The 12,906-nt window shown below is 72.3% G+C and carries 12 protein-coding genes; 7 read left to right on the top strand and 5 right to left on the bottom strand.

Annotation, left to right across the window (positions count from 1 at the left end; all coding sequences use genetic code 11):
• Positions 1-30: 30 nt before the first annotated feature.
• Positions 31-1,131 carry a transcriptional regulator gene (locus ACIQMU_RS21085; RefSeq protein ID WP_352240067.1) on the bottom strand — a complete coding sequence of 367 codons (1,101 nt, stop codon included), beginning with the start codon at positions 1,129-1,131 and terminating at the stop codon, positions 31-33.
• A 284-nt stretch (positions 1,132-1,415) separates the two neighbouring features.
• Here ACIQMU_RS21085 and ACIQMU_RS21080 point away from each other — a divergent pair, with 284 nt between their 5' ends.
• On the top strand, positions 1,416-2,813 hold the full coding sequence (locus tag ACIQMU_RS21080) for an MFS transporter (protein WP_352240195.1): 1,398 nt from the start codon (positions 1,416-1,418) through the stop codon (positions 2,811-2,813).
• A gap of 264 nt (positions 2,814-3,077) precedes the next feature.
• Here ACIQMU_RS21080 and ACIQMU_RS21075 read toward each other — a convergent pair whose 3' ends face one another.
• Together ACIQMU_RS21075 and ACIQMU_RS21070 are read right to left on the bottom strand one after the other, a co-directional pair.
• Complete coding sequence (locus ACIQMU_RS21075; RefSeq protein ID WP_352240066.1) at positions 3,078-3,869, bottom strand: DUF6227 family protein; 792 nt, start codon at positions 3,867-3,869, stop codon at positions 3,078-3,080.
• A 371-nt stretch (positions 3,870-4,240) separates the two neighbouring features.
• Positions 4,241-5,284: a P1 family peptidase gene (locus ACIQMU_RS21070; protein WP_402689476.1), complete on the bottom strand. Its 1,044-nt coding sequence runs from the start codon at positions 5,282-5,284 to the stop codon at positions 4,241-4,243.
• Positions 5,285-5,624: 340 nt separating this feature from the next.
• Between ACIQMU_RS21070 and ACIQMU_RS21065 the strand changes: the two genes are divergently transcribed.
• From ACIQMU_RS21065 to ACIQMU_RS21040, 6 genes are all read left to right on the top strand, one after another.
• Positions 5,625-6,731: an MFS transporter gene (locus ACIQMU_RS21065; protein WP_352240064.1), complete on the top strand. Its 1,107-nt coding sequence runs from the start codon at positions 5,625-5,627 to the stop codon at positions 6,729-6,731.
• A complete protein-coding gene (locus ACIQMU_RS21060; protein WP_402689433.1) occupies positions 6,728-9,055 on the top strand; it encodes a molybdopterin oxidoreductase family protein in 2,328 nt (775 codons plus the stop codon). Before ACIQMU_RS21065 ends, ACIQMU_RS21060 begins: the two co-directional genes overlap by 4 nt.
• Before the next feature lie 6 nt (positions 9,056-9,061).
• A complete protein-coding gene (locus ACIQMU_RS21055) occupies positions 9,062-9,664 on the top strand; it encodes a 4Fe-4S dicluster domain-containing protein (protein WP_044371306.1) in 603 nt (200 codons plus the stop codon).
• On the top strand, positions 9,661-10,476 hold the full coding sequence (locus tag ACIQMU_RS21050; protein WP_352240062.1) for a Rieske (2Fe-2S) protein: 816 nt from the start codon (positions 9,661-9,663) through the stop codon (positions 10,474-10,476). The genes ACIQMU_RS21055 and ACIQMU_RS21050 overlap by 4 nt, the downstream gene beginning before the upstream one ends.
• On the top strand, positions 10,473-10,868 hold the full coding sequence (locus ACIQMU_RS21045; RefSeq protein ID WP_402689432.1) for a hypothetical protein: 396 nt from the start codon (positions 10,473-10,475) through the stop codon (positions 10,866-10,868). Before ACIQMU_RS21050 ends, ACIQMU_RS21045 begins: the two co-directional genes overlap by 4 nt.
• A 61-nt stretch (positions 10,869-10,929) precedes the next feature.
• Complete coding sequence (locus tag ACIQMU_RS21040) at positions 10,930-11,154, top strand: hypothetical protein (protein WP_388539482.1); 225 nt, start codon at positions 10,930-10,932, stop codon at positions 11,152-11,154.
• Positions 11,155-11,170: 16 nt separating this feature from the next.
• Here the strand turns inward: ACIQMU_RS21040 and ACIQMU_RS21035 are convergent, their stop codons facing one another.
• Entirely contained in the window at positions 11,171-11,713 is a 543-nt protein-coding gene (locus tag ACIQMU_RS21035; protein ID WP_352240059.1) for an MscL family protein, read from the bottom strand.
• A gap of 113 nt (positions 11,714-11,826) precedes the next feature.
• Positions 11,827-12,369: an RcpC/CpaB family pilus assembly protein gene (locus ACIQMU_RS21030; RefSeq protein WP_352240058.1), complete on the bottom strand. Its 543-nt coding sequence runs from the start codon at positions 12,367-12,369 to the stop codon at positions 11,827-11,829.
• Positions 12,370-12,906: the final 537 nt, after the last annotated feature.

Raw genomic sequence — 12,906 nt, 5'->3', positions numbered from 1 at the left:
CCCGGCGCCCACCCCCCCCGGCGTCGGGGCTCATCCCTGTCCGGGGTCGGCCGTGCTTGAGTCCTCTCCGGTCGCGTTCCGCCGGGGCGGGAGCGTGGCGGCGCGGGTCAGCCGGGCGCCCAGGCCCTCCAGGTGAGCCACCAGTTGCGGAGGCTCCCGCACGGAGAACTCGCAGTCCACCAACGCCAGCCGCAGTGCCACCCACTCCAGCGAGTCGGCGAACGACGTCCGCAGCCGGCAACCGCCCTCCCCGTCCGGTTCCGGTGCCCCGAGCAACCCGGGCAGCCGCGCCGCCACGAACTCCGCCGGTGCTCCGAACCACACATCGAGGCGCAGTTCCGGTTGCATCCGCCTCATGGACCGCGCCAGGAACTTCGCCGCGTCCCCGCCCCCGCCCCCGGTGCCGCCCACACGCCCGCTGTCCGCCCCGCTGTCCGCGCCGTTCTCAGCCCCGCTCTCCGTACCGTCGACAGGCAGCGGTCTCGGGGCGAACCGCGCCCCCGTGGCGTACGGTTCGCCGACCCGGTCCACCCGGAACGTGCGCCAGTCCTCGCGGTCGAGGTCGTACGCCACCAGATACCAGCGCTGCCCGGTGCTCACCAGCCGGTTCGGCTCGACCTGGCGCTTGGTCCGGGTGCCGTCGCCGCTGCGGTAGGCGAACCTCAGCCGCTCCCGCCCGGTGGCCGCCGAAGCCAGCGTCGTCAGCGTCCGCGGGTCGATGGTGGCGCCGTCACCCCGGGTCAGGGGCACCGTCGCCTTCTGGAGGGCGGAGACCCGGTGGCGCAGGCGCGAGGGCAGCACCTGTTCGAGCTTCGCGAGCGCCCGTACGGATGCCTCGTCGACGCCCTCGATCGCGTGACCCGCGCCTGCCCGCAGCCCCACCGCGATGGCCACCGCCTCCTCGTCGTCCAGCAGAAGGGGCGGCATGGCGGCCCCCGCCACCAGGCGGTAGCCGCCCACCGAGCCGCGTGCGGCCTCGACCGGATAGCCCAGGTCGCGCAGCCGGTCGATGTCCCGGCGGATCGTGCGCGGGCTGACGTCAAGCCGCTCCGCCAGTTCCCCACCCGGCCATTCGCGCGGGGTCTGGAGGAGCGACAGCAGTTTCAGCAGTCGTGCGGGGGTGTCGGACATGGCCCCAGGGTGCCGGACCATCAGGTCATGATCTGACCTAATCGCTCCCTAGGTTCCTCCCCATGCCTTCTTTCGCACCCCCGCCGTCCGTGGCGACGCACACCTCACCACCCGCACCATCCGCACCTTCCCCATCACCCACGCCACCGGTACCGTCCACAACGCCCGGGACGCCCGAACACGGGAAAGCCTCCGTCGTACCCCCGTCGGCGCCCGTGGGGACAGCGGGCGCGGCAGGGCCGGCCCCGGCCGACCGGCGTCGCTGGTTCGCGCTCGCCATCGTGATGACCGCGGCCTTCATGGACCTGGTCGACGTCACGATCGTCAACATCGCGATCCCCAGCATCCAGCGTGAGACCGGGGCCTCGGTCTCCGCGATCCAGTGGATCACCGCCGGTTACGCCCTCGCTTTCGCGGCCGGGTTGATCACGGGCGGCCGGCTCGGCGACATCTACGGACGCAAGCGGCTCTTCCTCATCGGCATCGGCGGATTCACGCTCGCCTCCGCCCTGTGCGGCTTCGCGAGCAGTCCCGAGATCCTGGTCGGGGCGCGGGTACTCCAGGGTGCGACGGCCGCGCTGATGGTGCCGCAGGTCCTGTCGATCGTGCACGCCACCTTCCCCGCGCACGAACGCGGCAAGGTGTTCGGGCTCTTCGGCGCGATCGTCGGGCTCGGGGCGGTCTCCGGCCCGCTGCTGGGCGCGCTGCTCACCGAGTGGGACCTCTTCGGACTCGGCTGGCGGCCGATCTTTCTCATCAACCTGCCCGTCGGCATCGTCGGGCTGGTTCTCGGCGCGAAGTTCATCACCGAGTCCAAGGCGCCCAAGGCGGTCCGTCTCGACCTGCTCGGCGTCGCTCTGATCACTCTGGCGATGCTGATGCTCATCTACCCGCTCACCCGGGGGCACGAGCTGGGCTGGCCGCTCTGGGGCCATCTGTCGATGGCGGGCAGTCTGCTCGTCTTCGGGGCGCTCGTCCTGTACCAGCGGCAGAAGGCGCTGGCCGACGGCTCGCCGTTGATCGAGCTGTCCCTGTTCCGGGTCAAGAGCTTCGCCGCCGGCATCACCGTCCAGCTGACCTTCGGCGTGGGCCTCGGGATCTTCTTCCTGGTCTGGACCCTCTACATGCAGACGGGTCTCGGCTGGAGCGTGCTCCGCGCCGGCACGACGGGCATCCCGTTCTCCGTCGCCGTCTCCGTGGCCGCCGGGATCTCGGTGCAGAAGCTGGTGCCCCGCTTCGGCCGCAAGGTCCTCCAGGCCGGCGCCCTGCTCATGGTCGTCGGGCTGCTGATCTACCTCTGGGAGAGCGAGCAGTACGGCACGGGCATCACGTCCTGGCAGATGGCCGTGCCGCTGGTGGTCATGGGCACGGGGATGGGGCTGATCGTGGCCCCGCTGACCGACGCGGTCCTCTCCGAAGTGCCCAAGGAGCACGCGGGTTCGGCATCCGGCCTGATCAACACCGTGCAGCAGATGGGGACGGCGCTCGGCCTGGGGCTGGTGTCCGTCGTCTTCTTCGGCGCGATCGGCGACCGGCAGTCCCCCGAAGCGGTCGGCCCCGTATACGTCGACGCGTTCCAGCAGTCGCTGTGGTGGGTGGCCGGAGTGTTCTCCGTGATCTTCCTGGTGATGTTCGCCCTGCCGACCCGGCCGCATGCCCAGGTGGAGGACGGCGCGAACTGACCCCCCGGTGGCCCTGCGACCGGGCCCGGTGGAACGGGCTGCACCGTGACCGGAATCGGCCACGCGGTGACGGACCTCAGCGGCGGGACCTGCGGTGACCGGACCTCAGCTGGGCAACCTGCGGTGACCGGACCTCAGTGGGGCGACCCGCCGAGGTCCGGTCACCGCGTCGAAGCCGTCGCGTACGGCCGCAGGCGCCGGGGTCGGCACTCCGGTAGCGGTGGAGAGTCCGAGGAGGAAAGGGGCGGTCGGCCTGGCGTCGGGTCAGCAGATCCGGGTGCGGCTCTCCATCGCCGTGCGGGCGGTGTGCTCGTCCTCGTACACCTCGCACATGTGACGACCGTCCGGCGTCGCTGTGTGCTCGACCTCCCACAGGCTCGTCTCGCTGCCGTCCAGCAGCAGGAACGCGTGCTCGTAGAGCGTGAACCCCGCGGACCGGCCGTCGACGCGGCACTGACGTCCGAAGATCTGCGTGATGTGGTGGGCGAAGGCGGACCGGAGCAGCCGCGCCTTCCGCTCGCCCGGCCGGTCGGCGTTCTCCGCGCGGCGCAGGACCCGGCGGGCGTGGTCCGCGGAGTTGTCGGGGGCGTACGTGCGGGGGAGCGGGGCCGGAGGCGCGGACATCAGGACCGCCAGCATGTCCAGATCCCCGTAAGGCTCCTGGCTGACCTCGTCCCCGAAGGAATCCCCGGCGGAATCCCCGAGGGCGTCTCCGAAAGCAGGGGAGTCGGAGAAGCTGCCGGCAAGCCGGGAGGCGGCGATGCGTGCGTCGCTCTCCCGGTCGTACAGCTCGTGCCGGCTCGGGGCCCGCACGTCCCGCCCTTCGCTGTGCACCAGCTCCCACAGGGTGAGGGCGGAACCGTCGGCGAGCAGGTACGTGTGACGGTAGGTCTCGCGGTGCAGCACGGAGCTGTGGTGCGACGAGTGCAGCGAACTGCTGTGGGCGAGCGCGGTACCGAGGCGGTCGGCCGTGCTGTCGGGAAGGTCGAAGGAGTTGAGGGCGCGTCGCAGGAGTCGGTCGAGGTGGTGCTCGGTTGTCTCGTACGGATCACTCAAGGTGGTGTCTCCAGGCCGTCGCCGCGTGTTACTTGATGCGTGCTTAACGTAGTCCCTGGGTCCGACATCGTGACCGGGGTTGGTAAAAACGTAAGGCGCACGCAGAAAGTTCCCCGCGTGTTCCCGGCGCATTTCGGGCGCTTGGGGCGAACTCCCTTGCCGTGACGGCGAGTCGGCCGCCCGCGCGCCCCGCGCACGCGCCGCGCGCCCCCTGTGATCGGGCCCTGCCCGAGTCGCGGTACGCCGCTCGCGGGCACCCCCGACACCCCCGGCCACCGCGCCGCTCCGAGCGCGAGTCGATGCCCGACCGCGTCGCGAGCCGCTCCCGCGCCCGAGCCGCTGTCGGGCGCCGTGTGCGAGCCGCTGCCCGCCTACGTGCGCGCGCCGCTGTCCGGCCCCTCGCCCGAGCCGCCGTACAGCTCCGTGTACGAGAGGAGCCTGCCGCCCGGTCCCTCGACGCCCCGGGCCGCGCGCACGGCCTTCACGATGGCCCGCGCCAGGACGTCGGCGCCCGCCGCGAGGATCTCGTTGACGGCGGCCGGGCCTTCGGGGGGCACCGGCACCCGCCCGGTGGCCAGCGTGAAAACGGTGTCCCCGTCGGTCAGCAGATGGACCGGACGTACCGCGCGCGCAAGGCCGTCGTGTGCGGTCCCCGCCAACTTCTGGGCCTGCGCCCGGGTCAGGTCCGCGTCCGTGGCGACGACCGCGATCGTCGTGTTGAACGGCGGGACCCCGCCCCCGGCCGCCTCCATGGCCTCCCGCTCCCGGGCCAGCCGCCGCATCGCCGCCGCGTGGACCTCGGCCGGAGGGTGGGGCGGCGCCTCCGCGACCCCGTACTCGCCGAACAGCGCCCCGGTGCGGGGATCGACCACCGAGCCCGCCGCGTTCACCGCGACGAGGGCGGCGACCGTGACGCCGGATGCCAGGCGGACGCTCGCCGTGCCGATGCCCCCCTTGAGCTGTCCCGCCACCGCACCGGTGCCCGCGCCCACACCGCCCTCGGTGACGGGCTCCCCCGGTCCAGTCGCGGCCGCGGCCTCCACCGCCGCGCGGCCGGTCGTCGCGTCGGGGCGGGCCCGCCAGTCGCCGCCCCGGCCCAGGTCGAAGAGGGCGGCGGCCGGGACGACCGGCACCACCTCGGTGGGCCCGGCACCGACCCGGACGCCCCGGCCCCGCTCCTCCAGCCAGGCCATCACGCCGGACGCGGCGTCGAGGCCGTAAGCGCTGCCGCCCGTGAGGACGACGGCGTCGACCCGCTGCACCAGGTTCCGGGGGTCCAGCGCGTCCGTCTCCCGTGTGCCCGGCCCCCCGCCCCGTACGTCCACGGCGGCCACCGCTCCGCCCTCGGGCGCCAGGACGACGGTGGTGCCGCTCAGAGCTCCCGCGCCGGCGACCTCGGCGTGGCCCACGCGCATTCCGGCCACATCGGTCAGCGCGTCCAGCGGCGGCCGCTGCCCGGGCTCCCCGGACTCGGCGTCCAAGGGGTCCACAGGATCGACGGCATCGACGGCATCGACGGGGTCAACAGGGTCGACGGCGCCGACAGGGTCCACGGGGGTCATCGTGCGGCTCCTCGGTGGGGATCGGGGCCCGTCGCGGAGCGCGGGCCGATGCGATGCGCAACGTACCGGCGAGCCGGATGGGCGGGAAGGCCCCGCCCGGACGAGGCGCTCCTTGCGACTGTCCGGGCGACCCGCTCACCCTCTCACCCACTAAAACGGGTTCAATCCTCCCAAACAGCCCTACGGTGGCCGAGTGACCGAGCCCTCAGAAGCCGCAGCAGCCGAGCCCCACGCCCCCGGCGACGGCGAGGCCGCGCCCCCCGCCACGACCGGGCCCCGGTCCGTCACCACCCGGGCCACGCTCGCGGGAGTGGTGGTCTCCGCTCTGCTGATCCTCGCGATCGTGCTCGGCAGCCGTATGCTCCGCAACTTCGACTCGGCCCTCCTCCCCTATGCCGTGGCCACGGTCTTCCTGGCCTTCGGCGTGGCCTACCGCTACACCGTCTGGATCTCCGCCCCCGGAGCCCGACGCCTCTTCAAGCAGGGCTGGCGCAGCCTGTTCTCCCTGGACAACTTCCGCAGGGCCCCTACCGCCCTGCCGAAGATGATCGCGACCTACCTGGGATTCCAGAAGTTCCTCGGCGCCCGCTCCCACGCCCGCTGGGCCGCCCACCAGCTGATCTTCTGGGGATGCGTCCTCGCCGCCCTGATCACCTTCCCTCTCACCTGGGGCTGGTTCACCTTCACTTCCGGCAACGGCTCCGGACCCGGCTACGAGATGCGGATCTGGGGCTTCAAGATCCTCGGCTTCGATTCCCTCAACGTGCTCGGCTGGCTGATGTTCCACGGCCTGGACATCGCCGCGATCCTCGTCATCCCCGGCGCCTCGTACTTCCTGTGGCGCCGGATGAAGGACCGCGGCGCCGCCACCGGCCAGCGCTTCGCCTACGACCTCGTGCCACTGATCGCCCTCATCGTCATCTCCGTGACGGGCCTGCTGCTCACCTTCTCCTCGATCTTCCTGCACGGCGGCGGCTACCAGTTCTTGGCGATCCTGCACATGGCGTCAGTGGTCTTCACCCTCATCTACATCCCGTTCGGCAAGTTCTTCCACATCGTCCAGCGCCCGGCCGCCGTCGGCATGCAGCTGTTCAAGTACACCGGCCGCACGGACGACGAGGTGTTCGCCTGCCGCCGCTGCGAGGAACCCATCGACACCGGGCCCTACGTCGAGAACCTGCGCGGCACCATGCGTGACCTCCGGCTCGGCTTCGACTCCTGGGCCGAGTACTGCCCGCGCTGCAAGCGGGTGCTGCGCGGCAGTGCCTATCTCTCCGACGTGAAGAAGGGCTTCAAGTGACCGCGGATCCGCGAGCTGCTGCCGACCGCCGCACCTTCATCCCGCTCGATCCCTCCCTCTCGCCTCCCGGCACCCGCGCCTTCCGGGACGCCGGAGGCATCCCCGCCGACCAGTGGCACGCCGACCAGAACGGCGAGACGCTGGTACCGACCCACTGCTGCTTCTGCGGAGTCCAGTGCGGGATGTATCTGCGCGTGGACCGGGGCGGCAAGGTCTTCGGCGTCGAACCCCGCAACCACGACATCAACCGGATGCGGCTCTGCCCCAAGGGCATCAACGCCTACCAGCAGGTCAACCACCCCGACCGGCTCACCGCCCCGCTGATGCGCCGCTCCCGCGACGAGGAGTTCCGCGAGGTCTCCTGGGAGGAGGCGCTCGACTTCACCGTCTCCGAGGTCGAACGCATCCAGCAGGCCCACGGCAACGACGCCTTCGGGCTCCTCGGCGGGGCCAGCCTGTTCTCCGAGAAGACGTATCTGGTGGGCAAGTTCGCCCGGGTCGCACTCAAGACCCGGCACGTCGACTACAACGGCCGCCTCTGCATGGTCAGCGCGGCAGGCGCCAACAAACTGGCCTTCGGCATCGACCGGGCCGGCAACCCCTTCTCCGACATCCTGCTCACCGACTGCCTGCTCATCGCCGGCTCCAACGTCGGCGAGTGCTTCCCCGTGATGACCCAGTACGTCTGGGGAGCCCGGGACCGCGGGGCCGGCCTCATCGTCGTCGACCCGCGCGAGACCGCCATCGCCCGGACCGCCGACATCCACGTCGCCCTCAAACCCGGCACCGACTCGGCGTTCTTCACCTCCGTCCTGCATGTCGTCGTCGAGGAAGGGCTCACCGACGAGAAGTACCTCGCCGCCCACGCCACCGGCTGGGAGGAGGTCAAGGCCAAGGCCGCCGAGTACCCGCCCTCCCGTGCCGCCGCGATCTGCGGGATCCCCGCCGAGCAGATCGTCCAGGTCGCCCGTGCCTTCGCCCGCGCACCGAAGGCCATGGCCTGGCACGCCCGGGGCATCGAGCACCACTCGCAGGGCGTCGAGAACTGCCTCTCCGTGATCAGCCTCTGCGCCGCCACCGGCCACATCGGGAAACCCGGCGCCGGGTACGGCACCATCACCGGCCAGGGCAACGGGCAGGGCGGCCGCGAGCACGGCCAGAAGTCCGACCTCCTCCCCGGTGGACGCTCCATCACGAACGAGGAGCATCGCCGCCAGATCTGCGACATCTGGGGCATCGAGGAGTCCGAGCTCCCGCTCGCCGGGACCTCCATGATGGAAATGGTCTGGCAGATGCAGCGCCGCGAGATCCGCGGACTGATCGGCATCTGCAACAACCCCTTCGTCTCCCTGCCCAACTACCGGGTGGTCAAGGAGGGATACGACGCCACCGAGTTCCACGCGCAATTCGACTTCTTCCTCTCCGAGACCGCCGCCAACGCCCATGTCGTCTTTCCCGTCACCACCTGGGCCGAGGACGAAGGGGTGATGGCCAACGCGGAAGCCCGCGTGGTCAAGCACAACAAGGCCCAGGACCCTCCCCCCGGCGTCCGGACCGACACCTGGGTGATGTGCGAACTCGCCCGGCGGCTCGGCGCCGGTGACAAGTTCGACTTCCCCGATTCCCGGTCGGTCTTCGACGAACTGCGCGTCGCCTCGGCCGGCACCGTCAACGACTACTACGGCATCACCTACGAACGCCTGGAGGAGACCGGCGGCATCGCCTGGCCCTGCCCCACCACCGATCACCCCGGCACCCCGCGGCTCTTCGAGGACGGGAAGACCTACCACCCCGACGGCAAGATCCACCTCCAGGTCGTCGAATGGCACCCGCCGATGGACCCGTACGACGACGAGCACCCGATGTCCCTCACCACCGGCCGCACCGTCGCCCACTTCCTCTCCGGCAACCAGACCCGCAGGCTCGGCGCCCTCGTCGAACAGACTCCGCGCCCCTGGGCCGAGATCCACCCGTCGCACGGCTTCCGCAACGGCGAGCCCGTCCGCGTCGTCACCCGGCGCGGCAGCGAGGTCTTCCCCGCCCTGGTCACCGAGGCGATCCGCCCCGACACCGTGTTCGTGCCGTACCACTGGCCCGTCCCCACCGCGGCCAACGCCCTCACCATCGACGCCCTCGACCCCCGGTCCAAGATCCCGGAGTACAAGGTGTGCGCCTGCCGCATCGAGCACGCCGAGCGGATCGACGAGGTCCCCGCCCCGCCGGTCGCCCCCGGCCACGTCGCCTACCCGGAGACCCAGGTCTCCCGTACCGACCCGCTGCCTCCCACGGCCCCCCAGGGCCGTGGCACCTCGGAGAGGAGCTGAGGCCCCATGATGGGCAGAACGATCTTCATCGACCCGGGGCGCTGCATCGGCTGCCAGGCATGTGTCTCGGCCTGCCGCGAATGCGACTCCCACCGCGGCAAGTCGATGATCCACCTCGACTACACGGACGAGGGCCGGTCCGTCGCCTCCCTTCCCACCGTCTGCATGCACTGCGAGGACCCGGTCGCCCCGTGCGCCGAGGTCTGTCCCGCCGACGCGATCCTGGTGACCGCCGACGGTGTGGTGCAGCAGGCCGACACCACCCGCTGCATCGGCTGCTCCAACTGCGTCAACGCCTGCCCCTTCGGCGTACCGAAGATCGACCTCCAGGCGAAGCTGCAGATGAAGTGCAACCTCTGCTACGACCGCACCGCCTACGGCCTGGCCCCCATGTGCGCCACCGTCTGTCCGACCGGAGCGCTCTTCTACGGAACCGTCGAGGAGCTCCAGGCGGAGCGCCCCGGGGTCCAGGTCGCCGACACGTTCGTCTTCGGCGAGACGGAGGTCCGCACCGGCGTGGCCATGGTCGTCCCCGCCGAACGGGTGCAGTGGCCGGTCCCCGGCGGACTTCCCGTCGTCGAGATCAACGGGAAGGACGTCCGCCGATGAGCGTCACCGACCAGCAGCCGGGCGGCGAGCACCCCGCCGGCGGAGACCCGCGCGAGGCGCTCCGGGACCGGATCGCCGCCGACTCCCTCACCACCCGGCGGGACTACCTCCGGATCGTCACCACCGTCTCCGGCGGTCTCGCCGTCGGCGGCATCGGGGTGGCCGCCGGCATGCTCCACCGCCACGGCGACGGCGAGGAGGGCAAAACACCCGAGGCCAAGCGCATCGCCCCGCGACTCCTGCCCGGCGAGTCGATCGCCTTCCGCTACCCGGGCGAGGAGGACCGGGCCGTCGCCGTCCGCCTCGACGACGGCACCCTCGTCGGCTACTCCGCCGTCTGCACCCACCTCGCCTGCGCCGTGCTCTGGCGCCAGGACCGGGGCACGGAGGGCGAGCTGTACTGCCCGTGCCACGAGGGAGTCTTCGACGCCCGGTCCGGCGAGGTCACCGCGGGGCCGCCGCCGCGCGGGCTGCCGAAGGTCGTGGTCATCGAGCAGGACGACGGAAGCGTCTGGGCGGTGGGGACCACTCGCTCCGGCGAGAGCGTCGAGGAGGGCCTGTGCCGCCAGCTCGGCGGCGAGCGCCCCGACCTCGCCTCCCGCATCGGCTGCCCCGACATCGGCGGCGGCGCCGAGTCCCCGCCCCGGGCCGCCGGTCCACGAGCCCGGCACCGGGGCACTGGTGCGCGGCCCGCGCCCCCGGACGGCGACGGAACGGTCCCGGGCGACCGGGCCGCCGGCCAGGCGGCGGGCCCCGGGCGGAGATCCGGTGCGGCCTCCGCCTCCGACGGGGCTCCGGGCAGGCGGGCATGAACGACACTCCGCACCCCGAGCAGCCACTGCCACCCCCGGGCAGCCACTTCCCCGCCTACCACCCCGGCAGCGCCGACCCCGCGCTGAACCGGCCGGTGCACGAGCGGTACCCGCAGATCCGGCCCACCAGCGGGTACGGGGACCCGCGTGTCTGGCACACCGGCCCCGGGCCCGGAGCGGGCACCGACCAGAACCCCGAGCGTTCCTCGAAGCTGACCGCCCGGCTCACCCTGGCCATGACGGTCGTCATCGGTCAGCTCTGGGGGCTGACGGTTCTGATCGACGAGTGGATGGAGGGCAACACCGCGACCGCCTGGTGGGGGGCCGGCTTCCTCTGCCTGTCGTTTCTCGTCGTGCTCGGCCTGTGGCTCATCGACCCGAAGGACCGCTGACGCCCGCCGTCCGGCTCCGCGGCGGCTCACACCTCGTGGCGGGCCGCCGTACCCTGGAGACATGAGCGCCGCCCCCGCCCCCCGCCCGCGCGATGCGAAGCAGCAGCAGCCACAGGAGCCGCCGCACCAGGAACCGAAACCCAAGCCGGTTCTGGTCTTCGACGATCCGCTGGACCGGCAGTCCGCGGACGATACGGACGAGGGGTGGGGCGAGCGGCCTCTCACCGGCGGCGGTGCCGCGGACCTCGCGCGCTTCCTGGACGAGAAGCCGCCCCACCACGTCTGAGCGGTCGCCCGGAGCGCTACCGGTCCTCGCGGGGGCCCGCAGCGGTCCCGCCGGCCCCGCCCGGGCCGTCCTGCGAGTCCGGCCCATCGGCAACGGGCGTGCCGCCGGTGCGCTGCGCGACGAGGGCGTCGCGGATCTCCTTCAGCACCTCCAGCTCGCTCACCTCCAGCGTCTCCTGCACGCCTTCCTTGGCGGCCTGCATCGCCGCCCTCCGGGCCAGGTACTTGGCCATCGGCAGCACCATCAGGAAGTACACGACGGCAGCGGTGATCAGGAAGCTGAGGGCGGCGCTGAGCACCGAACCCCACAGGATCTCGATCCCGTCCATCTCCCCGGTCTCCGGGTCCGTGGTGCAGGGGCCCTGGAGGCAGGAGCTGTAGTTGTCCAGGTCCTGGGTGCCGAACGCGCCGACCAGGGGGTTGATGACGCCCTTCACGACCGCGTTCACGATGTTGGTGAACGCGGCGCCGATGACGACAGCCACCGCGAGGTCGATCACATTGCCGCGCGTCAGAAAGGCTTTGAAGCCGTCCAGCAGGCTGACCTTCTTCTCGCTCACAGGTGAGCCTTCCTTCGCGTGTGCGGTAGGGGGAGCGAACTGCTCCGTCACCTAAGGCGGGAGCAGGCGGCACTGTCCAATCCGGTACTTCCCACGGGTGACGTGAGAGTGCGTCAGTTCGCATCGGACACCGCCACGGCCAGCTGCCCCGAAGCGCTCGCGCCGAGCAGCTCCGTGGCCGTCGGCCGTTCCACGGACAGCACCACCAGGGTCCCGGCCGACACCCCCGCCCCTTCGGCGCCGGCTGCCGGGGCCGTGCCCTTCGCCCCGGAGCCCGGTGCTTCGGTCCCGGCGCCGCCGGGTCCGACGGCCGTATGCGGGACCTCCGCCACGCGTACCCCCTGTGCCACCACGCGCGCGTCGCCGCCGGCATCACCGACCGCGATCACATCGACCCGGTCTCCCGGTCGCAGCAGTCGTACGGTCTCCGGATCAGCGATCCGCACCGGTGCGGAGACCAGCCGATCGGCCGACCGGCCGGCCCCCGACGGAACGCCCGACGGGCCGGCCTCCCCTTCGGCGCCCAGCCCCGTGGTGGCCAGCGCGGCTCCCGCCAGCGCGAGCCCCGCGGCCGCAGCACGCCGCTGCCGGCGCAGTGCCCGTCGCAGCCGGTCCGCGCCACTGCCCCTGACCCGCAGGGGCGCGAAGGGCCTCACCCCGCACGGCGCGGTCACCGGTGCCGGTGCCGGGGGCAGGAGCGGGGGCAGCGACGCTCCCCGGCCCCCGGCTGCAGGAGCGTGGACGGACCCGGGCACGGACCCGGGCACGGACCCGGGCACGGACCCGGGCACGGACCCGGACCCGGACCCGGGCATGGACCCGGACCAGCGGGCGGAGGCGTGGGCGGGGACGGACGCCGGGGAGCCGTGCGCGGAGCGCGGGCGCGTGGACGAGCTGAGCGGAGCGGGGGAAGGAGACGCGGACGGGAAGGAGGGAGCGGGCGGGGGCGTGGTCGGGGCGAGGGGAGTGGACGGGGGTGTGGACGCGGCCGGGGGTGTGGGCGGAGGCGGGGTGAGAGGGGCGGGCGTGGACGGGCACGTGGACATGGCACCACCAGGAATCGGGCCGACCGGCGCAACGGAAAGGGGAGCCCGGCCCGGTTGACCCGGCCGAACTCCCCTCACTCTCCACGGTCCGCGCGGATCCCGCTGACGCCTGTGGACAGCGGCCGCACTGGGGAGAACTCCATCACC

This window comes from Streptomyces sp. NPDC091649 (assembly GCF_044756785.1).
In the GTDB taxonomy this organism is placed as follows: domain Bacteria; phylum Actinomycetota; class Actinomycetes; order Streptomycetales; family Streptomycetaceae; genus Streptomyces.
The sequence above is the reverse complement of the archived record's forward strand: the minus strand, read 5'-3'. Positions and strand labels throughout refer to the sequence as shown.

Excerpts from the sequence above, each read along its gene's own strand:
- ACIQMU_RS21055 (WP_044371306.1), top strand. The coding sequence starts at position 9,062 with ATGATGGGCAGAACGATCTTCATCGACCCGGGGCGCTGCATCGGCTGC.
- ACIQMU_RS21040 (WP_388539482.1), top strand. The coding sequence starts at position 10,930 with ATGAGCGCCGCCCCCGCCCCCCGCCCGCGCGATGCGAAGCAGCAGCAG.
- ACIQMU_RS21050 (WP_352240062.1), top strand. The coding sequence starts at position 9,661 with ATGAGCGTCACCGACCAGCAGCCGGGCGGCGAGCACCCCGCCGGCGGA.
- ACIQMU_RS21080 (WP_352240195.1), top strand. The coding sequence starts at position 1,416 with ATGACCGCGGCCTTCATGGACCTGGTCGACGTCACGATCGTCAACATC.
- ACIQMU_RS21085 (WP_352240067.1), bottom strand. The coding sequence starts at position 1,131 with ATGTCCGACACCCCCGCACGACTGCTGAAACTGCTGTCGCTCCTCCAG.
- ACIQMU_RS21070 (WP_402689476.1), bottom strand. The coding sequence starts at position 5,284 with ATGCGCGTGGGCCACGCCGAGGTCGCCGGCGCGGGAGCTCTGAGCGGC.
- ACIQMU_RS21045 (WP_402689432.1), top strand. The coding sequence starts at position 10,473 with ATGAACGACACTCCGCACCCCGAGCAGCCACTGCCACCCCCGGGCAGC.